Origin of the sequence: Halalkalicoccus subterraneus (assembly GCF_003697815.1) — an archaeon.
In the GTDB taxonomy this organism is placed as follows: Archaea; Halobacteriota; Halobacteria; order Halobacteriales; family Halalkalicoccaceae; genus Halalkalicoccus; species Halalkalicoccus subterraneus.
On the sequence record NZ_RDQG01000003.1, the window covers coordinates 1 to 22,718 of the forward strand.

At 64.7% G+C, this 22,718-nt stretch carries 22 protein-coding genes and 3 tRNA genes; 11 read left to right on the forward strand and 14 right to left on the reverse strand.

Translation table 11 applies throughout. The features are described 5' to 3' along the window. The 4 genes from EAO80_RS00395 to EAO80_RS00410 all read right to left on the reverse strand — a co-directional run. Positions 1-2,021 (reverse strand): elongation factor EF-2 (locus EAO80_RS00395; RefSeq protein WP_122087974.1); only part of this gene is annotated, 2,021 nt, incomplete at its 3' end. Positions 2,022-2,296: 275 nt separating this feature from the next. Next, positions 2,297-3,064: a sulfite exporter TauE/SafE family protein gene (locus EAO80_RS00400; RefSeq protein WP_122087975.1), complete on the reverse strand. Its 768-nt coding sequence runs from the start codon at positions 3,062-3,064 to the stop codon at positions 2,297-2,299. Positions 3,065-3,130: 66 nt separating this feature from the next. Then, a complete protein-coding gene (locus EAO80_RS00405; protein ID WP_122087976.1) occupies positions 3,131-4,399 on the reverse strand; it encodes an Nramp family divalent metal transporter in 1,269 nt (422 codons plus the stop codon). Between the two features lie 271 nt (positions 4,400-4,670). Then, complete coding sequence (locus EAO80_RS00410) at positions 4,671-5,936, reverse strand: hypothetical protein (RefSeq protein WP_245998371.1); 1,266 nt, start codon at positions 5,934-5,936, stop codon at positions 4,671-4,673. 182 nt (positions 5,937-6,118) lie between these two features. On the opposite strand from EAO80_RS00410, the gene EAO80_RS00415 reads away from it, so the two are divergent. Further along, a tRNA-Arg gene (locus tag EAO80_RS00415) sits at positions 6,119-6,191 on the forward strand. A 324-nt stretch (positions 6,192-6,515) separates the two neighbouring features. Further along, the gene (locus EAO80_RS20535) at positions 6,516-6,650 is read left to right on the forward strand and encodes a hypothetical protein (protein ID WP_281272966.1); all 135 of its coding nucleotides are present in this window, start codon (positions 6,516-6,518) and stop codon (positions 6,648-6,650) included. 26 nt (positions 6,651-6,676) lie between these two features. Here EAO80_RS20535 and EAO80_RS00420 read toward each other — a convergent pair whose 3' ends face one another. After that, positions 6,677-6,823, reverse strand: coding sequence for a DUF1328 family protein (locus EAO80_RS00420; RefSeq protein ID WP_008416397.1), 147 nt, complete (start codon positions 6,821-6,823; stop codon positions 6,677-6,679). Positions 6,824-7,006: 183 nt separating this feature from the next. Between EAO80_RS00420 and EAO80_RS00425 the strand changes: the two genes are divergently transcribed. After that, positions 7,007-7,627, forward strand: coding sequence for a DUF309 domain-containing protein (locus EAO80_RS00425; protein WP_122087978.1), 621 nt, complete (start codon positions 7,007-7,009; stop codon positions 7,625-7,627). Between the two features lie 70 nt (positions 7,628-7,697). Next, positions 7,698-7,826, forward strand: a complete 129-nt coding sequence (locus tag EAO80_RS20540) for a hypothetical protein (protein ID WP_281272967.1) — start codon at positions 7,698-7,700, stop codon at positions 7,824-7,826. On the opposite strand, the gene azf is transcribed toward EAO80_RS20540, so the two are convergent. After that, positions 7,814-8,560, reverse strand: a complete 747-nt coding sequence (gene azf, locus EAO80_RS00435; protein WP_122087980.1) for an NAD-dependent glucose-6-phosphate dehydrogenase Azf — start codon at positions 8,558-8,560, stop codon at positions 7,814-7,816. The genes EAO80_RS20540 and azf overlap by 13 nt on opposite strands. 77 nt (positions 8,561-8,637) lie before the next feature. Continuing rightward, complete coding sequence (locus tag EAO80_RS00440; RefSeq protein WP_122087981.1) at positions 8,638-9,249, reverse strand: translation initiation factor IF-2 subunit beta; 612 nt, start codon at positions 9,247-9,249, stop codon at positions 8,638-8,640. Between the two features lie 93 nt (positions 9,250-9,342). Between EAO80_RS00440 and EAO80_RS00445 the strand changes: the two genes are divergently transcribed. Together EAO80_RS00445 and EAO80_RS00450 are read left to right on the forward strand one after the other, a co-directional pair. Continuing rightward, positions 9,343-9,684 (forward strand): dihydroneopterin aldolase family protein, encoded by a 342-nt coding sequence (locus EAO80_RS00445; RefSeq protein WP_122087982.1) that lies wholly within the window; start codon positions 9,343-9,345, stop codon positions 9,682-9,684. 61 nt (positions 9,685-9,745) lie between these two features. Then, positions 9,746-10,195 (forward strand): DUF5790 family protein, encoded by a 450-nt coding sequence (locus EAO80_RS00450; RefSeq protein WP_122087983.1) that lies wholly within the window; start codon positions 9,746-9,748, stop codon positions 10,193-10,195. Here EAO80_RS00450 and EAO80_RS00455 read toward each other — a convergent pair whose 3' ends face one another. Beyond that, positions 10,196-10,933, reverse strand: a complete 738-nt coding sequence (locus EAO80_RS00455; RefSeq protein WP_122087984.1) for a creatininase family protein — start codon at positions 10,931-10,933, stop codon at positions 10,196-10,198. Between the two features lie 86 nt (positions 10,934-11,019). Here EAO80_RS00455 and EAO80_RS00460 point away from each other — a divergent pair, with 86 nt between their 5' ends. Beyond that, entirely contained in the window at positions 11,020-11,352 is a 333-nt protein-coding gene (locus EAO80_RS00460) for a DUF5789 family protein (protein WP_122087985.1), read from the forward strand. On the opposite strand, the gene EAO80_RS00465 is transcribed toward EAO80_RS00460, so the two are convergent. Both EAO80_RS00465 and EAO80_RS00470 read right to left on the reverse strand, forming a co-directional pair. Next, positions 11,353-13,326, reverse strand: coding sequence for an ABC transporter ATP-binding protein (locus EAO80_RS00465; RefSeq protein ID WP_122087986.1), 1,974 nt, complete (start codon positions 13,324-13,326; stop codon positions 11,353-11,355). Positions 13,327-13,379: 53 nt separating this feature from the next. Next, positions 13,380-13,868 carry a DUF192 domain-containing protein gene (locus EAO80_RS00470; RefSeq protein WP_122087987.1) on the reverse strand — a complete coding sequence of 163 codons (489 nt, stop codon included), beginning with the start codon at positions 13,866-13,868 and terminating at the stop codon, positions 13,380-13,382. Between the two features lie 83 nt (positions 13,869-13,951). Between EAO80_RS00470 and EAO80_RS00475 the strand changes: the two genes are divergently transcribed. Then, positions 13,952-14,025, forward strand: a tRNA-Val gene (locus tag EAO80_RS00475). A gap of 191 nt (positions 14,026-14,216) precedes the next feature. Beyond that, the gene (locus EAO80_RS00480) at positions 14,217-15,812 is read left to right on the forward strand and encodes a DUF7282 domain-containing protein (protein WP_162993815.1); all 1,596 of its coding nucleotides are present in this window, start codon (positions 14,217-14,219) and stop codon (positions 15,810-15,812) included. 126 nt (positions 15,813-15,938) lie between these two features. On the opposite strand, the gene EAO80_RS00485 is transcribed toward EAO80_RS00480, so the two are convergent. The 4 genes from EAO80_RS00485 to EAO80_RS00500 are packed head-to-tail and all read right to left on the reverse strand — an operon-like array spanning position 15,939 to position 21,642. Beyond that, the gene (locus tag EAO80_RS00485; protein WP_122087989.1) at positions 15,939-17,093 is read right to left on the reverse strand and encodes a DegT/DnrJ/EryC1/StrS family aminotransferase; all 1,155 of its coding nucleotides are present in this window, start codon (positions 17,091-17,093) and stop codon (positions 15,939-15,941) included. 6 nt (positions 17,094-17,099) lie between these two features. Next, complete coding sequence (locus EAO80_RS00490) at positions 17,100-18,113, reverse strand: lipid II:glycine glycyltransferase FemX (RefSeq protein ID WP_122087990.1); 1,014 nt, start codon at positions 18,111-18,113, stop codon at positions 17,100-17,102. Then, positions 18,110-19,723 carry an alkaline phosphatase family protein gene (locus tag EAO80_RS00495; RefSeq protein ID WP_122087991.1) on the reverse strand — a complete coding sequence of 538 codons (1,614 nt, stop codon included), beginning with the start codon at positions 19,721-19,723 and terminating at the stop codon, positions 18,110-18,112. Before EAO80_RS00495 ends, EAO80_RS00490 begins: the two co-directional genes overlap by 4 nt. Next, positions 19,720-21,642, reverse strand: a complete 1,923-nt coding sequence (locus EAO80_RS00500) for an asparagine synthase-related protein (protein WP_245998373.1) — start codon at positions 21,640-21,642, stop codon at positions 19,720-19,722. Before EAO80_RS00500 ends, EAO80_RS00495 begins: the two co-directional genes overlap by 4 nt. 260 nt (positions 21,643-21,902) lie before the next feature. Between EAO80_RS00500 and EAO80_RS00505 the strand changes: the two genes are divergently transcribed. Next, positions 21,903-21,976: transfer RNA gene (locus EAO80_RS00505), tRNA-Phe, on the forward strand. A 223-nt stretch (positions 21,977-22,199) separates the two neighbouring features. After that, positions 22,200-22,592 (forward strand): cupin domain-containing protein, encoded by a 393-nt coding sequence (locus tag EAO80_RS00510; RefSeq protein ID WP_122087992.1) that lies wholly within the window; start codon positions 22,200-22,202, stop codon positions 22,590-22,592. The last annotated feature ends 126 nt before the right edge of the window (positions 22,593-22,718 follow it).

Sequence of the window (22,718 nt, forward strand, 5' to 3'; positions counted from 1 at the left end):
ATCATCTCGTCGACGGGGGCGATCCCCTCGATGACCATCAGGTCACCCTCCTGGTACATGTCGTCGACGCGGCCGCGGCGACCCTGGATCTCGCCGCTTGCCGATCCCATGTGCTCCGAGGGAACGTCGATACGGACGTTCTGGATGGGTTCGAGCAGCGAGACGTGTCCGGTGATGAGTGCACGGTGGACCGCACGGCGCACCGCGGGGATGACCTGTGCGGGACCCCGATGGATGGTGTCCTCGTGCAGGCGCGCGTCGTTCAGCCGGAGCAGCGTCCCCTGGACGGGTTCGGCGGCCAGTGGACCCTCGTCGAGGGCTTCTTCGAGCCCCTCGATGACGAGTTCCATCGTCTCGTTGAGGTGCTGAATCCCTTTGGTGTCGTCGATGAGGACGTTCGTGCCGAAGATGTGCTCGACGTTCTGGGAGGGGTCTTTGTCCATGCCGGCCTCCTGGAGGGCCTCGCGGCGCTCCTGTTCGGGCATGTCCATCGAGACCTCGCCGAGCTTGATCGCATCGACGAGATCCTCGGAGAGGGGTTCGGCGGTGAGGTAGAACCGGTTGTGGCGGTTCGGCGAGATCCCCTCGACGGTGTCGGTCGCCCCGCGAATGGCCTCGCGGTAGACGACGATCGGTTCGCCGGTATTCACGGGGATACCTTGGTTGCGCTCGATGCGCTGGGTGATCACTTCGAGGTGGAGTTCGCCCTGGCCCGAGATGAGGTGTTCTCCCGTGTCTTCGTTGATCGTGATCTGGATCGTGGGGTCCTCCTTCGAGACCTGCCGGAGCGTCTCGATGAGCTTGGGCAGGTCGTCCATGCTTTTGGCCTCGACGCTTTTCGTGATGACCGGCTCGGAGATGTGCTCGATCGACTCGAAGGGGGTCATCTCGACGCTTGAGACCGTCGATCCGGCGATCGCGTCCCGAAGCCCGGTGACGGCAGCGATGTTCCCCGCGGGAACGTGTTCGACCTCCTCGCGCTCGCCGCCCATGTAGATGCCGACCGACTGGACGCGGTTCTTGTTCGCGGTACCGGAGACGTACAGCTCCTGGCCCTTCTCGATGGTGCCCGAGAAGACACGACCCGCGGCGATCTCGCCGGCGTGGGGGTCGACACCGATGTCGGTGACCATCAGGACGACCTCGCCGTCGTCATCGACCAGCCGCATCCCCTCCGCGAGGTCCGACTCGTCGTCGCCGCGCCAGATGCGCGGGATACGACGGGGCTGGGCGTCGAGCGGGTTCGGGAAGTGCTCACAGACCATGTCCAGCACGACGTCCGACAGCGGCGTCCGGTCGTGCAGTTCCTGGCGCTCGCCGTTCCGTTCGAGGTCGATGATGTCGCCGAAGTCGATGCCGGTCGCCTGCATCGAGGGCATCGAGACGCCCCAACGATAGAGCGCCGAGCCGAAGGCGACGGTGCCGTCCTCGACCGAAACCGTCCAGTCCTCGTCGATGTCGTCCATGTCCTCGGTCATCCCGCGGATGAGCTCGTTGACGTCGTCGATGACCGAGAGGAGGCGCTGTTGCATCTCCTCGGGGCCCTCCTGGAGCTCCGAGATGAGGCGGTCGACCTTGTTGATGAAGAGCGTCGGCTTGACGCCCTCACGAAGCGCCTGCCGGACGACCGTCTCGGTCTGGGGCATCGCGCCCTCGACGGCGTCGACGACGACCATCGCGCCGTCGACCGCGCGCATCGCTCGGGTGACGTCACCGCCGAAGTCGACGTGGCCCGGCGTGTCGATGAGGTTGATGAGGTGGTTGGTGTCCTCGTACTCGTGGGTCATCGAGACGTTGGCCGCGTCGATGGTGATCCCGCGCTCCTGTTCGTCCTCCTCGGTGTCCATCATCAGCCGGGTGGCCTCGCCCTCGTCGGCGATCATGCCCGCGCCGGCCAGTAGGTTGTCCGTCAGCGTCGTCTTGCCGTGATCGACGTGTGCGGCGATGGCGATGTTCCGGATGTTCTCCGGCTTGTCCATCAACCGTTCACACTCCTGAACGATCTTCTTTCGTCGGCCCATTACCGTCTTATATCGGAAGCGGCGTGAAAAGGGTAGTGTTTTGCTGGAGGTGATTCGACGCGAATCCTCGACAGCAGGCGATGAACACCAAGAATCGTGCCAGCCGTTCGCTCGCGGGTCGTCCCCCGATCGAAGGAGGTGATCGGACGGCGACCGATACGAGCGGAGCCGTCGCTTCCGGCGGCTCCGTGGAGCGGGGACGGGCTGGCGTCCTCGGGAGTGGCACGTGGTCACGCGCCGTGTCCTGCTTCATTTTTGAGCACGCCGAGGACGTTTCAGAGCAGGAGGGTCGGTGCCACCACGATCAGGACGATCCCGAGGACGACCCGAAGCCGGCCCGGATCGACCAGATGGGCGACCTTCCAGCCGGCGACGACGCCGATGAGCTGGGGGACCCCCACGAGCAACGCGACGGGAACTGAGACCGCGCCGGCGGTCGCGTAGCTCGCGGCGGCAAAGGCCGAGATGAAGATCGACTGGACCTGCGCGACGGCGACCGCGACGAGCATCGGGACGCCAAGCATCACGAGGACCGGCACGGCGACGACGGGCCCGCCGACGCCGAGCAGGCCGCCCAGAACCCCGACCCCGAGACCGATCGTCCCGATCATGATCCGCCGCTGTTGGGCCGGGACCGCATCGATCCGGTTCGAGGGCTTCAGTCCGACGCGCTCGCGGTAGACGATCACCACGCCGACGGTGGCGACGAACGCCGAGAGGAGGTAGCCGAAGACCGCCTCGGGCAACAGGAAGTTGAGCCGCGAGCCGGCGAGCGCGCCGAGGACGCTCGTGGCGCTCAGGACGATCGCTATTTCGCGGGCGTGTCCCTGTGCGAATTCGCCGGACTGGAAGTAGACGAGGCTCCCGAGGAGGCCCGTCGCGACGAACGTCGCGCTCGCGGTACCGGCGACCTCGGGGGACGAAAGCGGTGCGAGCGCGAACAGCGCGATCGTGACGAAGACGCCGCCGGGGCCGATCGCGGTGATGCCGATACCGGCAAACAGCGCGATCACCGCGAGCAGCACGGCGAGTTCGGGCGACACTATCGGGCGAAAACGGCCAGGCATAATACGTCTGGTGATACGCGAAAAGCGACTGCGAAAGGGGGTCTACAGACCGCCGCCGAAGAGCATCCCGACGAAGTCCCGTGCGGAGAAGACCGCGAGGACGATCGCGAGCAACACGAGCGTCGCGTTGATGGCGTTGAGCTTCAGCGAGTTGGTGTACTCGCCCATCGTCTCGCGGTCGTTGACCGACCAGAACAGCAGTGCCGCCGCCAGTGGTAGCCCGAAGATACCGTTGTAGGTCGGGAACAGCACGACCATGTCGACGACCCCGAGGTCGAGCGCCGAGGAGATGAGCGGCGAGAACACGCCCAGCCCCGTTCCGGCCGCGAAGATGAGCTTGAACGGGCGGCTCTCCTTGGTCGGTTCGTAGCCAAGCGCCTGCGGGATGATGTAGGCGGGCGTCCACATGATCGGAATGATGCTGTTGAACGCCGCCGCCGCGGCCCCGACGATGAACAGGACCATCGCCCACGTACCGAAGACCTCGACGAGCGCCTCGCCGGGCGTCATGAACGTATCGAGCGCGGTGTAGCCGAGCGCCGGCAGGATCGCCGCCGAGGCGATCAGTATTGCGACCGTCGTGATGCCGCCGACGCTGTATCCGACGGCCAGGTCCTTTCGCATCGTCGGGAGATCCGACTCGTCGGTCCAGCCCTTGTTCTTGACGAGGATCGATTCGAGGAAGAAGTTCGGCCAGAGCGCGGTCGTTCCGAGCAGGCCGGCCGCGACCGTCAGTGCCGCGGGGTTCTCGATGCTCGGGACGAACCCGCTCGCCACCGCGACCGGATCCGCGCCGCTTGGCAGCATGACGATCACGAAGACGAGCATGAGCGCCAGCATCATCCCGATCATGACGTTCTCGACCATGTCGTAATCGAGCAGGCCGACGCCGATCGCGACGAACGTCGTCGCGACCGCGACGGGCTGCCAGGCGATCGCCCCGCCCGAGAGGTACTGGACGGCGGCGCCGACCGCCGCGACCAATCCGAGCGTCCAGGCCACACAGCCGATCGAGAGGAACAGCGCGACGGTCGTCGCGCCGCCTCGCCCGAGCTTTCGCCTGACGAACACCATGAGCGATGTGCCGTGGATCCCCAGCCGGGCGCTCATGTCCTGGGCCATGAAGCCGAGCAGCGCCGCGCCGACGACCGCCCACAAAAGCGTATAGCCGTGGGCGACACCGGCCTGACTGGCGATGAAAACCGAGCCGGAGCCGAAGTAGCTCGCGACCATGACGAACGCGAGCCCGTACTCCTTGATCAGTGACGATACCCCCTCTAACCGACTCCGGCTGTCGTGCGTTGTTGCCATTGATGAGTGAAAGAGAACGGCTTAGTTATCGCGGGACCAAACGGCCGGACGATATGCGTACTCGGTGACGAATCGGGGGTTGTCACGCATAAGAACTCTGCTTGCGTCCGTACCGTCGACTATCGATCGTCGGTCGACGATTCGTTTTCAGGACGAGGCTTCGATCCGATCGGTCGATAGAGGCGGATCAAACGGTATCCCGTCCGAACAGCGTGCGTCTTCGCGGCCGCGCCCGATGCCTCGACTGGCCGCATCTTCGGTCGGGTCAGCGTTACGACGAATCGCGTCGGTGGTACGCGTAGCCGCCGACCACTCCGAGGGCGGCCGCGCTCGTCGTCCCCGGTTCGAGGATCGCCTCGCCGGAGTCGATTCGGACCCGGTACCGATCGGTTTCGCCGCCGGCGATCGATCCCTCGATCGTCTCGTCGAGCGCCGCGTCGTGGCGGCTGTTCGCGTAGACGTCGACCGTATACCGGGTTGCCGCACGACCGGTCAGCGCGATCGTGTAGGTCCCCTCGGGTGCGCCGTACCGGTAGTGAAGCGGGTCGTCACCGGTCGTTCTGGAGAGCGGTCGTCCCTCCGGATCGACGACGAGCGCGTCGAGTTCGGTCCCGGGCGAAACGAACAGCGTCGTACCGAACAGCCGGTCGTACAGCGATCCATCGCGCCCGAACCGACCCGAGCGCTCGCGACGGGCCCGGATCTCCCGGTCGCGATCGTTGTAGACGAACTGGTCGTACGGGATCCCGTACTCGATCGGTTGGGGAACCGGGTCGTCACCGGAAGTGTCGATCTCGAAGGTGTAGGTGAACCGCTCGTACATCTCGGCGGTGTAGTTCGGGTTGTACGCCGAGAGGACGGTTCGACCGGGGCGGCGGTCGTAGTCGTAGACGAGGAGCTGGTGGGAGCGAAGCGTTCCCGTCCGAAAGACCGTGATACCGGCCGTTCCGAAGGCATCGACCGCTGCTAGCAGATCGGCCAGCTGAGCCTCGTAATCGATCAGGGTGGGATCGAGCAGGTCGTACCGACCGAGCCACGCATCGAGGTCGACGTACTGCGAGGTATGATACTCCTTGATCTCATCGAGAACGGGCGTTTCGGGGGTCGTCAGCGGGGCTCGCGGGTGGGTGATCTCGGCGGCGGTCTCGAACCCGCCGGGGATCGTCTCCGGGGCCTCGAAGTACCGCTGGGCGGCGAAGATCAGTCCGTAACAGTAGCCGTTGGTGCGGGCCGCTTCGAGCAACCCCTCACGGGCGTGGTGTTCGAGCCGGTCGAGGAGTCCGGCGGGAAGCTCGTCGAGCGGGCGATCGAACACCCGAACGAAGGAGTCGCGCCACCCTTCCTCGAACTCGCCGTCCGTTTCCGGGTAGGGTCCCTTTTGCGTACGCCAGTTGTAAAACCCGAAACCGTGGCGGGTCGGATCGAACGACCGCTCGGCCGTCGCCGGCTCGACGGTCCCCGACCGCGACCCGCCCAGCCCCGGGGTGATCGCCGTGGCAGCCACCGAGACGGCAGCCAGAACCGACCGACGTGTCACACCACGACCATCCTCGGGAGAGGACCACCGCCTCGGATCAGGACCGCGCACGACGGATCACGTTATTATAAAGACAGAAAGAATATATAAAATTAATATAATGTCTGAGTGAGTCGGCCCCTTACCGGGAGGTAAGGGCGGATCGTAACCCCTTTAACCGGAACCGGCATACGTGGAGGTGAGTCCTGGTAGGGTAGTGGACCATCCTACGGGCTTGCGGAGCCTGTGACCGGAGTTCAAATCTCCGTCAGGACGTTTTCACGGCACACGGAGAACGAAAGGGGCAACTGCACTACGGTTGGCCGATCTCTCTTGAGTCCTGTTCCACTCGAAGTCGATGGTTTCCGACAGGATCCCGGTAAACCCGATTCGGTTTCGTTGTCCCTCGTGACGAGAGCGACCGCGTCGTTCGACCGTCGGTCCCACCGGGTTCCGAGCAGGGACTGATTCGGTTTCACGAACCGATCGAGTTCGTTAAAAGGATCGTCCGTGCTCGAATCCGCCGTTCGTACATATTTCGACAGTTATGTTTTCTAGATAACGAAAAGAGCTATGCTATGGGACCCCCACACAATGTCTATGCAGGAACAGTACTGTGGGTGGTGCGGAGCGAAGACCGTCGGCACCTTCGAACAGGAGGGGCAGACGTGGGTCTGTGGGATCTGCCGCGGTGCCGACCGTATCCCCGGCGAACCAGCCCACCACTTCTCGTAACCCTTCCCGAAACCACCGGGACGGTCTCAGAGGAGGAACGAGACGACCGCCAGGACCAGAAAGGCGATAACCAGCCACTTGGCGATGGTCATCGAGAGTCCCGCGATGCCGCCGGCACCGAGAGCGCCAGCGACGATCGCGAGAACGAAAAACAGGATGGCGAGTTCAAGCATCGCTCCCACCCCCTCGCCCGTTCGTCGGGCGAGTCGCCACGAGCGTCAGTCGACCGTTACGGACCGTGTTCATGTCATCTATGATGACCACGAGGCGAAATAGATAATCGGTGCTTGCTCTCGCAACCACGTTATATAGAGGAAGGGCGACAGACGCTACTCCCCGCGTCTCGAACCGTCGGTATGGACCGACCGCTTCGAATCGGGATCGCGCTGTACAACGACGGATGGTATCACGCCGCTCATGACGCCTGGGAACCGCCCTGGCTCGAACTGTCGTCGGGGACGGAAAAGCGGTTCCTCCAGGGGTTGATCCAGTACACCGCCGCGATTCACCACGCGCGCGGACGAAACTGGGCGGGTGCGACCGGACTCGCAGGGAGCGCGTACGGGTATCTCGACGGGTTGTCCGGGACGTATCGGGGCGTCGATCTGATCCCCGTTCGGGAGGGGCTGTCAGCGCTCGCGGGCGATCCGGAGTGGATCGAACGAACCGCCCCACCGCGACTCGTCCGCCGGGGCCGGACGCTCTCGCTTTCCGATCTCGACGCGAGGGACTGTCTGCTCGCCGCCCCGGTCCTCGCGGCAGCCGACGACTACGATGCGGAGACGGTCGAGCGCGCGTGTTCGTACGCACACGAGGCGATCGAGACGGGCGACTCGAACCTGTTTCTCGGACTCTGTACGGATTTCGTCCGCGAACCGGCCCACAGGGAACTCGTCTACGGCCGCCTCGCGGAGCACGTCTCCCGTCGGCGCTCGCGTGAGCGGGACGTCGAGGGGCTGTTCGACCCCAGCAGCTGACGGCCGTCGTTCGATGACGGCGGCGACCGAGGGGCAGCCAAGAGCCCGACGGCGACGACGCGATCGGGAAGTGGCTCGAAGCACCTGCCCGACGAGGACCGGGACCGAACCGAGTGACGAATCGGGATCGAAAGTGATCGAGCCCCGCGTCGAGAATCCGGCGGTCGAACCCGAGATAACCGGCGTTCAGTCGGTGTAGTCGGCGGAGTTGTCCCGGGGGTCGTAGTCGAGCACCTCGCGAGCGCGGTCGATCGAGTAGTACTTGCGGTCGTTGTCCGAGATGCCGTAGACGATCTCGAAGTCGTAGTCGGCTTCGAGACAGCGCGCGAAGAGGTGTGCACAGTCGCGATGGCTGAGCCACATCGCCTGCCCGCGCTCGTAGTCCCGCGGCGGGTGGTCCTTGGTGAGGTTGCCGATACGCACGCAGGCGACGCTGAGGTCGTGTTCGTCGTGGAAGAACCGGCCGAGAAGCTCGCCGGACGCCTTGGAGACGCCGTAGCGGTTGCCCGGACGGGGGAGTTCGGTGCCGTCGAGGCGGAAATCGTCCTTTGGGCGGTAGATCTCGGGAGTCCGAGTCTCGGTTTCGTACGCGCCGACCGTGTGGTTCGAGGAGGCGAAAACGAACCGGTCGACGCCGGCGTCGACTGCGGCCTCCATCACCGTGTGCGTGCCGTCGATGTTGTTGCGCAGGACGCTGTCCCAGGGGGCCTCGGGTCGGGGATCGCCCGCCAGGTGGATCACCGCTTTCGTCCCATCCATCGCCTCGCGGACCTCGTCGTACTCCGTGATGTCGCCGACGAAGAACTCCCCGGGGCGCTCTTCGGACGGGGGATCGCGGTCGAGCAGGCGCCAGTCGTACTCCTCGCTGAGGTGATCGAGGATCGCACTGCCGACCCGACCCTCCGAGCCGGTCAACAAGACGGGGGCGTCCATTCAGGTGAGAAGTCGCTACCGATACCTAAGAAACGTGCGATTCGAGGTGCTGTGTCGTTCGAAGCGGCGAGAAACCGTTACTGTGAGATGCGTGCGAACGCGAGGTTACCGCTGATGTTCTTGATGTAGATCGTCACGACGTCGCCCTCCTCTGCGCCCGGAACGAAGATGGTGTAGTTGCCCCGTTCCGCGACGCCGTCGCCTTTCCGACCCGTGCCGGTGATCTTGACCTCGTAGGTCTGGCCCTCCTCGACGGCATCGCGCTGCTGGGTCTGGGTGTTCTGGGTGCGTTTCGTGACCGGCCGGAAGGCCCCACAGGCGTCACACCGCAGCATCGGGGTGCGGTCCTCGCGCACGAGGCGGGTGTCGGGGAGTCCACACTCCGAACAGCGGACGTACTCCTCGACGTAGCTGGAGATCGCGGCGTCGAAATCCCCGCCGCTGAAGTTGCCGTTGTACCGCCCGCGACCGTTCTCGAACTTCCCGCTGGTACCGAGTTCGCGCTGGATGAACCGGTGGAGGTGTTCTGCTTCCCGGTTCAGCTGGTCTGCGACCTCCCCGAGGTTCGTGAGTCGAGTAAATGCTCCGTCCTTCTGGGCGGTGGCGTCGGGGATCGAGAGCCGTTCGCTGCTGCCTTCGATGTCCGGGACCTCGTCCATCGCCCTGTCGAGGCTCGCGCTATAATCCATACGCGGGAGAACGGACCGAGAGCGTATAGGGTCTTCGTGACACGCGGACACAGACACCGAAAACGCCTTTCGCAGCCTGCTCGTCGTTCGTGTATGCCCACCGACAGCGAGATCGCCTGTTTCGAAGCCGGCATCAAGTTCGGCACGCTGTACCACCAGTTCACCGGGACGCCGGTCGATCACGAGAGCGCCCCCGGCCTCGAACGAGCCATCGAAGAGGCGATCGAGAACCAACCCCACTGTGTCGAGGCGTCGGTGACGATCCACGAGGACCGACTCGACGAGGCGATCGACCCCGCGATCGGTTACACCGAACTGCAGGGCCCACTGATGGACGCCGAGATCCGCGTCGAGTACGAGGGGCACGGGGTCCTCACGAAAATGGAACTCGAAGACGGCTACCCCCGAATGTACGTCGCGAGCGTCGAGGGTTGAACGTTCACTTTCACCGTGCGGTCGGGTCACTCTTAAACCAACGGGGGTCGAACCGTTCGCCATGAGCCAGTCGACCCTGGACGACGACGAACTGCTCGGCGAGGCCGCAAGCGAGATCCGTGCCGACGTCGAGGCGAACATGGAGGCCGCCCGAGCCGAACTGCCGAGCGCCGACGCGATCTGGGACGTCGACGCCGAGAACACCCTCGGGGTGCTCAACTCGCTGAAGTCCTCGCTCGACGCCGGCGACGCCGCCGAAAACCTCCGGGACGCCCGCAAGTGGTTCATGGTCGGCGAGCGCGCCGACGCCTTCGAGGACCCCGACGCGCTCGAAGAGGAACTCGAGGAGCTGGCGGACCTCATCGGGACGGTCGAGGGCGCCCGCGAGCAGGTGACCGACCTCACGAGCACCGTCCCCGAGCTTCGCGGCGAACTGGAAGAGGCGGGTACCGGTGAAGGAGAACCAGAAACGAGCGACGAAGCGGACGACGAGGACGACCTCGAGGAGTGATCAGCGCCGTTCGAGCGGCGTGAAATCGCGCCCCTCGACCACCTCCATGAGTTCGACCAGCGCTGCGCTCGCCAGCGCCAGTAGCTCCTCGCCGCGCTCTCCCGATTCCTCCCCCGGATCGCCGACGACGCCGTTTTCGGTGAACTCCGCCGAGTCGACCGCGAGGTTCACCCGCGAGACCCACTCGCCCCAGCGCTCGGCGGCGCCCTCTCGCGCCTCCTCGATCCGGTCCTCCCGGACGAGGTCGGGGTCGATCCACCGGAGTAGGGCGGTTTCGAGCGGGCCGCCGTGGCCCATGTCGCTCCGGTGGTCGCCGACACCCTCGAACCACGTGTAGGCGAGGGCGTTGGCGGCGTCGTGTCGCGATATCGTTGCACAGACCTCGCCCAGCGCGGGGACGTTGCCCCCGTGGCCGTTGACGAGGATCACCCGATCCCAGCCGTGGAACGCGAGGCTGGCGACCGTCTCGCGGACGTAGGAGCGGAAGGTGTCCGGCGAGACCCACAGCGTTCCCGAAAAGTGACGGTGTTCTTCCGCGATCGAAACCGGGATCGCCGGCGCGACGACCGCCTCGCCATCGTAGGCCTCGCTCGCGGCCTCGGCAACCGCCTTCGCAGTTTCGACGTCGGTTCCGAGCGGGGCGTGCGGGCCGTGCTGTTCGGTGCTGCCGACCGGAAGGAGGGCCAGATCCGTCTCCGCGTCGGCGGCGTCGGTCCAGGTGACCTCCGAGAGGTGCATGCGGTCGGATCGGGGGGCGGCGAGTTAGTTCCGGCGGTGTCTGCAGGAGGAACCGTTTTGTGTGCGGGCAGCGACGTTCGAGTGCTATGAGCGACGACGATTCCAGAGAGCAGGGTGTCGAGTTCGGCGAATTCGAGGAGACGATGGAGGAGATCGATTACCCGATCGACAACGACGAGTTGCTCGAGCAGCACGGCGACGACGAACTCGAGCTCTCGGGCGAGCCGACGACCCTCTCGGAGGTCCTCGACCCCATACAGGACGACGAGCAGACCTACGAGACCGAGGAGGACCTCGAGACGATGGTCATGAACATGGTCGGCGACGACGCGGTCGGTCGGGAGGGCTATTCGGATCGCGGCGGTTCGGCCGAGTCCGAGAACATGGAGGAGGAGCGCGACGAACAGGAGTCCTTCTAATCAGTCGTCGCCCGCTTCGGTTCGGGCCTGGCGTTTCGCCGCCCGTTCGATGAACTCCTCGGGGAGCTCGTCGATCTCTCCCGCTTGAACGCCCCAGAGGTGGGCGTACAGCCCGCCGTTCTCCAGCAGTTCGTCGTGACCGCCGCGTTCGACGATCCGGCCGTCATCGAGGACGACGATCTGTTCTGCGTCCCGAATCGTCGAGAGTCGGTGGGCGATCGCGAAGGTCGTTCGATCCTCGGTCAACTCGTCGAGGCTCCGCTGGATCAGCATTTCCGTCTCGGTGTCGACGTCGCTGGTCGCCTCGTCGAGGACGAGGATCTCGGGGTCCTTGAGGATCGCCCGCGCGATCGAGACGCGCTGGCGCTGGCCTCCCGAAAGTTTGACGCCCCGTTCGCCGACCATGGTGTCGTAGCCGTCGGGGAGGTCGACGATGAACTCGTGGGCCTCGGCGGCGCGTGCGGCCTCGACGATCGCCTCGTCATCGGCGTTGAACGTTCCGTAGGCGATGTTTTCGCGTACCGTGCCGTAAAAGAGGAACGTGTCCTGGCTGACGTAGCCGATCGATTGGCGGAGGCTTCGCAGGGAGACGTCGCGGATGTCCTGGCCGTCGATCCGGATGGCGCCCTCGTCGACGTCATCAGAATCGCTGCGCGATTCTGATTGGCGGACGTGAGCTTTGCTCCCGTCAACATCGTACATCCTGAGAAGGAGCTTCAACACGGTGGACTTCCCCGCACCCGTCGGGCCGACCAGCGCCGCGGTCTCGCCGGGCTCGACGGTGAAGTCGACGTCCTCGATGATGGTTTCGGAGTCGTCGTAGCCGAATGTCACGTCATCGTACTCCACGCGGCCCGCCTCGACTGCGAGGTCGGGAAGGTCGTCGTCGTCGGCGAGCACGCCGGGTTCGTCCATCAGCCCGAACACGCGGGCACTCGAGGCATCCGCACGCTGGTACATGTTGATGACCTGCCCGAACTGGGCCATCGGCCACGTGAGCTGCTGGCTGAGCTGGATGAAGACGACGAACGTCCCCAGCGTGAGCTCGCCGGTCAGCGGGCCCGGTGCGCCGGCGAACACCCAGTAGCCGCCGACGACGAACGTCAGCGCGAACCCGAGCCCGGAGATCGCCTGTAGCGACGGGAAGAACTTGATCCGCGTCCAGATGGCGTCCCAGTTGGCGTCGAAGTACTCCATCGAGGCGTCGTCGACGCGGTCGTCCTCGTAGCGCTCGGTGTTGCTCGACTTGATGACCTGAATGCCTCCCAGATTGTTCTCCAGTCGGGAGTTGAGGTCCCCGACCGTCGAGCGCATCGTCTTGTATTTCGGGCGGATGATCGAGATGAACCCGTAGGTGAAACCGGCGATCAACGGCACGGGAACGAGCGCGACCAGCGCGAGCTGCCAGTTGTACGTAAAGAGCACCACCGACACCCCGATGACCATCACGATCAGCCGCGAGGCGGAGTTGAGCCCGTCGTTGAGAAAGCGCTCGAGCTGGTTGACGTCGTTCGAGAGGATACTCATGAGCTCGCCGGTCTGCTTATCGGAGAAGAACTCCATGCCCAACCGCTGCATGCGCTCGTAGGTGTCGACGCGGACCTCGTGGGTGATGTTCTGGGCCGAGGCGTTCCAGCCCCAGTTTCGCAGCCAGTGAAAGACCGCACCGACGGCGAACGACCCGGCGATGATCGCGACCGTCAGCGCGAACTGCCCCTCCTGCGTGGATGGGAGCCACGACGCCGGGACGGGCCCGAGGCTGAACACCCGCGAGTCGTTGAAGATCGCGTCGATTGCGACACCGAGCATCAGCGGAGGGATCAGATCGAGCAACCGCGCGAGAACGCTCGCGACGATTGCGACGGCGTACTCGAAGGAGTTGTCCGAACCGTACCGGCGAAACAGCCGCCGCATCGAGTCGTCGACCTTCGCTCGCTGTTCCTCGAAGGGGTCGTCCGCGTCACCGACAGCCATTACGGTACCTCGGGGATCGACGGCAAAAAGGGTTGTTACGAACCGAAACTCGGCTATGGATATTCGATATCGACCCGGTCGCCCTCGGTGATCCCGTTCTCATCGGCGTAGCCGTAGTTCACCTCGAGTACCCACTTGCCCTCGCCGCGATAGTGCGTCAGATCCGACCCGTCCGATTCGGTCTGCGCCTCGTGGATCGCCGTGATCTCGCCGTCCTCGCCGACGAAGATGATGTCGATCGGGAACGCCATGTCGCGCATGACGAAGCTGTGGGAACTCTCGCTTTCGAAGACGAACACCATCCCCGCGTCGTCGCCGAGCGATTCGTGCTCCGAGAGTCCGGTGTACCGTTGGGGCGGCGTGTCCGCGACCTCGGCCTCGACGGTCGCGAGCGTCCCGCCGTCCTCGTCGCTGATCGTCACGGTCGCTCGGTCCTCGCTGCCGGTGATGATCGCGAACGCACCCAGTTGGTAAGCGAGCGCCAGAACGAGGGCGGCGCCCAGAACCAGCGCGAGCGCCAACGACAGACGACGGCGGACCATATTCGGGGGAGGGAACGGTGCGAGTAATGGTTTCCGGTCGAGAGGGAAACCGTTATTCCATCACGTCGATTTGGTTCGGTTACGGGTTCGTGGTCTAGTTGGTTATGACGCGGCCTTTACAAGGCCGAGACCGGTGGTTCGAATCCGCCCGAACCCATGGAGGCACGACGAGCAATCCGCGAGTCGGGCCGGAATTCTGTGAGGGCGATTGGAAACAGGGAGCGTCGAAGCCGTGCCCGAGGTTCGAATCCGCCCGAACCCGCTCCCTCGTTCGGCGTTGATCACCGTTCATAGCACGTGGATGGAAACCGTGATCGCCTCTGCGCTCCTCTACTAGGGGGAGAAACTGTGAAGCGACGTAGTGTACTCGGGGGATTGGTCGGAGTCGGACTGAGTGCTGGCACGCTCATCGGGGCGTACAACACGGTCGGCGGCGTACAAGCATCGGAACACGTTCCCGAGGGTTCGGAACCGGTCGATCCCGGGACGACGGTCGAAGGAACGCTCACCGACGGGGAGGACCTGTATACGATCGAACTCGCGGCAAACGACACGCTCAGTGTCGTCTTTGACTCGGAGTTCGGGGAGTGGACCGAACGACGGATCGAGGTCAGCGTACACGGCCCCGACGGCACCGTACTGGACTCGACGACGGTGACCAGCGACGAGCCACTCCGAACGGCCATCGGTGCAACGGTGCCTGAGACGGACACGTACGCCGTACGGATCGCGTCTCTAGAAGGGGAAGTCCCCTATTCGGTGATGCTCGATGTCGCCGGCGAGGATGCGAACGAACCGAACGATACCCGTGAGAGCGCAGCCGAAATCGCGACCGGTGAGTCCGTCGATGGCGTGGTCGTCGGCGACGAGGTGGACTGGTTCGCCTTCGATGCCGTGGCCGGGATGGGGATCGAACTCGAACTCACTGCCCGCGATCCGGCGCTCAACCGTGACATCGAGATGGCGCTGTTCGATCCCGAAGGGGCCGATATCGGCGTGCTTCCGACCGACAACCCCGATCGCGGCGCGTATCGAACCGATTATCGGTTCCTCGCAACGGTGGACGGCGTCCCGTCGGCGAGTGGGATCTCGGTCGTCGGTGGCGGTGTCGCCGAGGAGACCGGAACGCACTACGTCCGGGTGAGCGAGGTCGGACCCGACACCCGTCACGGTGAGCTACGCGGCTTTACCGAGTACACCCTCGACGTCGAGACGGTCGCCCTCGACGGGTCCGACCCGAACGAACGCCGGGAGACCGCGACCCGGATCGAACCGGGCGAGACGATCGACGGTGTGCTCGCCGGCTACGACCGCGATTGGTATGCGTTCGACGCCGAGGAAGGCGACGAGATCACCGTCGAGTACGAGTTCGTCGACACCACCGACGGGCTGTTGGGCACCGAACGCGCGCTCTACGGACCGACCGGTTCGGTCGTGACCGACGTCTTCGAACCGGTGATCGCCCCCGTTTCGGGGACGTACTCGCTCCTCGTCGCCCCCGACGACGACACCACCGCGAGGGACTTCCTTGCGAAGGAGATCTACCGACTGATGGTGACCGTTGGCGCGGGGTCCATGCCGACCGACCTGATGGACGTGACGTTCAGCGATCAGCCGTCGGACGGGACGGCCGTCGTGGTCGACGGAGCCACGCTTCCGGAGGGAGGGTTCGTAGCGATACACGACGGGACGGTGCTCGCGGCGGCGGATCCGGTCGGAAGCCTCCGTGGCGTCTCGGCGGCTCTCGAAGCGGGTCGTCACGGCCGGGTAGAGATCGCCCTCGATGAGCCGCTCTCGGCGACCCAGCGCCTGTGGGCGATGCTCTATCGCGACACGAACGGAACACGGGAGTTCGACGTCGAATCCACTGGAGGGGAGGAGGACGGCCCGTATACGGTTGCTGATTCCCCGGTGATGGCCGACGCCTGCATCACCGTCGTGTAGTCCGTGTCGTCGGTCGAACGTGGTACGTAGCAGGTAGCCGATCGACACGACCCGTGGGCCGAACGCTCGGTGCGAACCGGCGTTCTGTGTCCCGTTGTCGTCCGAACCGGTGCGCCGAAACGCGCTTCAGTCGTCGAAAACGACGGGCGGGTCGTCCGCGGAGAGGGGTTCGAGGCCCGTGAGATCGAGTCCCTGATGGACCGGCAGCGTATGGAGGTGCGAGGCGAGGTAGTTCTCGGTCCCGAACCCGTCGGCGTCGCGGATCTCGTATGGGAGCGGCGGCCACGGTTTCGCCGTCTCCGCGAGCGGGCCCAGTTCGTCGGGCTCCTCGACGATAACGGGGAAGTACTGCGGACAGGCACCCTCCGACAGGGAATCGAAGATCGGCTCGACGTTCGACAGGTCGCGGACCGCCCGATCCCAGGCCCGATAGTTCGCCCGGCGGGCGGCGATCACTCCCATGGGCTCGGTTCGGTCGATCACGCGTAATGCGAGGCGCGACATCGGGACCTTCGTCATCTCGTAGATCTCGCGCGGGTCCTCCTCGAGATCGCTCTTGTGGACGTGTCGGTCCGATTCGGACGCCCCGCTCCCGTTGCGGACCGTCGAGAGCGCCTGCTTGAAGACGGGCTGATCGCTCAGCACCCGGCCGAACGACCGCGCACAGTAGCGCCAATCGGCCTTCGTGTACCCACGGACCGACGCCCGACTCAACGCCCGCTCGTCGAGCGTCTCGTTCGTGACGAACAGCGCCGCCCCGTTGGGGATCGGCAGCATCTTCCTGAGGCTCGTGATTCCGATGTCGCCGAACGTCCCGAGCAACCGGTCGTCGAGCGTGCTCAGCGGGGCGTGGGCGTTGTCATCGATCGTGTACGCACCGTACTCGCGACAGCGCTCGCGGATCGCGTCGATGTCCGCACGTCGCTGCGGTTGACCGAAGTAATGGACGAACATGACCGCGAGCGTCCCCGAATCGAGAACGTCCTCGATCCCGTCGATGTCCGGTCGGAGCTCGCGATCGCAGGTGTAGTAGCGGGGTTCGAGTCCCGCCTCGCGAAACGGCTCGACGATGCCGTAGGGCAGATACGCTGGCAGGACGACGTTGTCCGCGTCGGGGCGCTCTTCGAGCAGCACGTCGATCCCGTCGCGGCACGCGACCTTTCCGTAGCCGTAAAACGAGTAGCGCGCGGCACCGCGGTCCTCGAAGTACGCCCGGACGTTCCCGGCCCGACGACGGCTGAACACGGTCGTCGGGCCGAGTTTCGGGGTTGAACGAGCCATCCGAGGTTATCTGAACGGTAACAGCGACTTGGCGGTGTTGATCGCTTCGGCCTGTGGCGAACGCTTGAGCGCGCCGTGGTACGTCGCCAGGTCGGGCGCGAACTTCGATTTGTACCGGCAGATCCGGCGCTGGTTCGCGCCGACCAGGTCGTAGCGCTCGATGCCCCGCGATTTGGCGTCGGTCATGACGTGCCAGTCGAGCAGATCGTTGACGGGGATCTCCGCGTCGCCCTTCGTCCCGCCCTGCCAGCGATAGACCGTGTCCTTGTGCTCGATGGCGACGATCCCGCCGGCCATCTCCCCCTCCGAGTTCCAGCAGGTGTACGGTTTGACCTGGCCCTCGGGGAACTTCGTGTACAGGCGGGTGATGTAGGCGTCGTCGATGAAGTACGCCATCTCCTGTTCGTCGTGGCGCTCGCGCACCCGCTCGATGATCTCTTTCGCCTCCGAGAGCCCGCCGACCTCGATGTCGTACTCGCTTTCGTCGGTGTTGCGGACGTTCGAGCGCGCGTCGCTCGACAGCGCCATCAGGAGGTCGTCCTCATCGGGCGTCAGGTCCGTCACGTAGGTGTAGTACGGCTCGACCGCGTAGCCCTTCTCCTTGTACGGCCGGAGGTCCTGATACCGGTCGACCGTCCGGATATGCGTCAGGTCCGGGTCGAGGTTCTCCTCGATCCACTCGTGACAGGCGTAGGCGAAGCGGCGGTTACGCCGCTCTTTCTTGCGCTGTTTGAGCTGATGGGCGTCGAGCAGCGCCGCCCCGAGGTAGTAGACCTCCGTGTGCGAGGGCGGCGAGAGAACCATCGTAAAGGGTCCTTTTTCCTGTTCGAACACGGGGAGGATCCCGATCGCCTGCTGGCCCTTGTACGCGACTAGGGGGTGAAGCGTCGAGTCCGTGTGATCGGCGAGCAGGCTGATCCCCTCAGCCTGGTGGAAGGGGCCGGCGGCCTCCGCCCGGTTCACGTAGCTGTCCCACTGTTCGAGTTCCTCGTCGTCGGCGCGTCGTACTATGATGCTCATTCGTTCCCTTCGAGATAGCCGAGTGCGGATAACCGGTCTTCGATCTCCTCGTCGTCCGTCTCCTGTGTCCCACCGTCGAGCCGCGGGTACTCATATTCTTCGGTTGGTTCGGTAGCGGAAAGAACGTCCCCGTCCATCCGATCGCTGCGCTCGACGCCGAGTAGCGAACAGATCGTCGGCGCGACGTCGAACAGGTGTGCCCCCGAGAGGTCGGCGTCGGTGTCGACGCCCTCGCCGCTGATTGCGATCATCCCGTGGAGCTTGTGGTTGTACGGTTCGGTCGGCGGCCCGAAGACCTCGCCCTTGAAGTCCGCCGAGAGGAACTGCTCGAACTCGTCCGGGACCATCACGACGTCGACCCCCTTATCGGCATACGGCCCCCAGAAGTACTCCTCGCGGGGACCGACGGTCTCGAACATCGGGTCACCGTCGGGCGTCTCGACCCCCGACAGCACGTCGATGAGCTCCTCGCGGACCGACTCGTACTCGCTCTCGGGGACGATCCCCTCGGGCTCGCGGTCCTCGACGTTCATCCGGAGGCCGAGTTCGATCCGCGAGCGCATGTAGGCGGTCGATTCCGCGAAGTCCACCTGTTCGTTGCCCGCCCGTCGGGCATCGGCGGGGACGATCCGTTTGACGAGCCCTTCGAGCCCGACGGCCCGAAGCGCCTTGCCGGCGCGTGCGGGCGTGATGCCGACCTGTGCGGCCGCGCCGACCGCCCGGCCCGCGATCCCCGGTGAGGGTGTTTCGGCCTCCTTTCCCTCCCTGAGCTGGCTGTTCAGCATCGGGAGCCACGCGGGCATCCCCGAGCCGCCGGTCGCCGTTTGAACGTAGCCCTCCTCGTCGAGGAACTCGTTGACGCGGAGTTCGTACTTCTCGTAGGGACCCATCCCGTGGTCGCTCGCGACGACGACGGTGTCGGGATCGCAGCTCTCGAGCAGGTCGCCGATCTCCTGGTCGACCGCCCGGTAGATCGCCTCGACGTAGTCCTCGCGACCGGGGTGTTCGTGAAAGACGCTGTCGGTTCCCTGGAACTCGACGAAGCCGAACTCGGGGTCGTGTTCCTCGGCGAGGTGGCGGAAGGCGGCCCCGCGCATGCGTATCAGATCGACGTACTCGCCGGGCTGCTCGCGATCGGGATCGGGATACACGCGATACTCGCCGAGCGCCTCCCGAAGCTCCTCCAAGGTCCCTTCGGGATGACACTGCGGGTCCTCCGGCGCGGTGTAGCCGGGCACGATCGCGCCGCGTATCTCCGGCGGCGGAGCGGTGACGGGGACGTTGACGACGACGCTCGTCATGTCGTGGTGGGTGAACAGGTCCCAGAGGGCGGCCTCGCGGACGTGGGTCGCGTTGACGACGTCCCAGTCGTATCCCTCGTAATCGAGAAAACCGAAGACGCCGTGTTTACCCGGATTAACGCCGGTGTACATCGAGGGCCATGCGCTGGCGGTCCATGGGGGGATCTGGGATTCGAGCGGGCCGCTTGCACCTTCGTCGATGATCGATTCGAGGTTCGGTAGTGCGCCCTTTTCGAACAGCGGTTCGAGCACCGGATCGCAGGCGGAGTCGATCCCGATCAACAGCGTGTCCAGTCGGGTGTCGCTCACTGTTCGCCCCCGTGAGTGACCGGTTCGAATCGAGTCAGTTGATCGGTGTCGGCCCGTACGCCGGCGAGTGTCTGTGTCGTTGGCATCGTCAGGATCGTTAATAGCGTGTAGAGTTCGACCACGTTGTTCTGTCCATCGAGGTGGGCCCGATAGCACGCGCGTACGTCCTCGAAGTCGATGAAATCGAGGCCCTCGATCACGTCCGCATGCGATTCGATCGCCCGCCAGTAGAAGTCGTCGGTCCGGATCAGCTCGGCGTCGTTCACCCACGAACCGCTGCTGAGATACGGCTGCGGGGGCGTTTCGTTCCCGATGTGTTTTCGCCAGAGTGCCTTCAGTTTCCGCCCGACGAAATCGACCGGGAACGAGTGGCCGAGACCGATCCCGGCGTCGGCGTGCGCGATTCCGGCGAGGCGTGGACTGAGGCGCTCGACCGCCTCGTTGATGACGTTGCGCCGCAGGCGATAGCGTATCGGCATCCGGAGCGAGAGGTCGATCAGGCGATTGTCGAGAAACGGCGTTCGGTACGGCAGCATATCCCGGAGGCTATTCCGAAAGATGATGTCGTCGTCGTTGGTCAGCGGGTAGTAGCCGCTGCAGTACACGAGGTCCTCGATCGTCGCGTAGCGCACACCGTGGTGGACGATCTCGCCGTCCTCCCGGTAGATGTTCTCCTCGAGCGTCGAGCGCAGATCGTTCGGAACGGGGAGGTTGTCGTCGCTCGGGGCGATCTCACACAGCCAGTCGATGAACTCGGGGATCGTCTCGATCTTCGTCTCGACCGGGATCGAGAGGTTGCCGAGCGAGCCCAGATCGTAGGTCGGCGACGGGATCACGTGGCCCTTGAACAGGGTGTCGGCGTACATCCCCGAGAGCAGAACATCGACACGGTCGGTGATCTCCTCCTCGAAGCCCGTCGCATAGCCCTGCGTGAACCAGCCGTTGAAGTTGTTGAACCGCCGGTTTCTTCCGAGTGCCTCCTCCTGGTAATCCTGCTCGCGCCGAAGGAAGACGAACTCGTTGCCCGACTCGATCGCGACGCGCTCGGCGGTGCGGGCCTCACGGCTCATCCAGCCGGCCATGTGAAAACACGTGACGCCGGGTCCGAGCGCGGCGAGGTTGAGCCGCGAGTCGCTCCCGCCCGAGAGCAACACGCCGTACTCGAGGTCGTCACGCCGCCACTCCCCGATGAGCTCCGAGAAACGTTCGGTGAACTCCTCGACGAACGCCTCGAACGGTGCCTCGTGCGGCCGGTATCGCGGCCGCCAGTAACACTCCTCCTCGATCGAGCCGTCCGACTCGATCGTCGTGATCGTGCCCGGTTGGAGCTCCTCGATACCGGTCAGGGGGGTCTTGACGCCGAAGGGGCGCCGGTAGACGAGGTATTCGTGGAGGTAGCCGAGGTCGAACTCGGTCTCGACGGCGGGGTGGTCCGCGATCGCGTCGATCTCCGTCGCGAAGACGACGCCGTCGCCCGGCGTCGCGTAGTAGATCGGGATGGACCCGAGCCGGTCGGTGAACACCGATACCGAGCCCGTGTCCCGATCGTGAATGACGCCGGCGTAGTTGCCGTTGAGTCCGTGGACGAACTCACGGCCGTGGTCTGCGTACAGCTCCGCACAGTACTGGGCGCTGTCCTGGTGCTTCGGTCGAGGGGTGTGACCTCTCGACCCGCCGAGAGGGCCGTCGTCGAACCCGTAGACCTCGCCGAGCAGCCACAGCTCGGTCGTCGGTCCGATCTCGACGGGTTGGTCACCCGACAGCAACGAGTGAGTGCTGAGTTGCATCGAGATGGGGTCGCCCTGTCGCTGGGAAGATACCCCGCGCTCCGGAGTCGTCGTCCGTGGTGTCGGTAGCTCGTGGCCGACGGCTCCTCGAAGCCCGACCATCCGCTCAGCCACCTCCTGCTGACCGACCATAGTCGCCACTGCATGGGGAGAGGGATTCAATCCTGCGATTGTAAACCGGTACCGCCACTAGTTGTCTACTCGGTTCCATATTGTTTTTCTTTGAGTATCGAATGTTATTATAGTGGCTATAATTATTCTCATAGTATATACATTGTCGGATAAAACAGGGTGAGGAACCGCCGTTCGAGGACGTCAGTGACTGAAACCGGACCACCGTCGGACGCGACTTTCGAAATCCTTTTTGGGGCGCTCGTCGTCGCTTCGGACAGGCCGCCTTAGCTCAGACTGGGAGAGCACTCGACTGAAGATCGAGCTGTCCCCGGTTCAAATCCGGGAGGCGGCATCCGATTCTACGCGCTTTTCGTTCGAGATCACTGCACACTCGCCTGGCAGCCGGGTCCCACCGTTTCCGCGAACACAGCGACCGAGCTGCCATGCGAGACGCGGTTTCCTCCCCGGATCCTCACAGAACTGTCCCTCCTAAGCGTGTTTTCCGGTAGGAGAGCGACCATACCCATCGAGGACGGGCGTAGATTTATCCCGCGGTAACCCGAGTCGCACCCTACATGCCACGCGATTACGATCGCTCCTCGATCCCCTCCGTCTATAACCTCCAGACGATCACCCCGTACCGGTCGGAACCGGGCTTCGAGCAGGTGGTGTTTCGGGGGATCGACCAGATGATCGGCTTTTCCCGGATCGGACCGGAAAAGCCGGACGGCGAACCCCACACGCATCCCTACGAGCAGTCGAATATGCTCGTTGAGGGACGCCTCGACTTCCTCGTCGACGGCGAACGGATCGAATTCGAACCGTACGATGCGCTGACGATCCCACCCGAGGTCCCACACACCTCGCGCGCCGTCGAGGGCGAAACGGCGACGTTGTTGGCGTTCTGGCCGCTTCGCGAGGACCGACTCGACGGAACCGAGTACCAGCAGGAGTTCCCCGAGCCGTAATCGCGCCGCGGGCACGTTGCACCGATCGGACCTCGCCTTCCGAGATGCCGCTGGAGAATACGAACCAAGCCACGGCGATCCCTCGTATCCCGTTCGCACGACGCTGCTATCCAGCCGTCAGAGGCC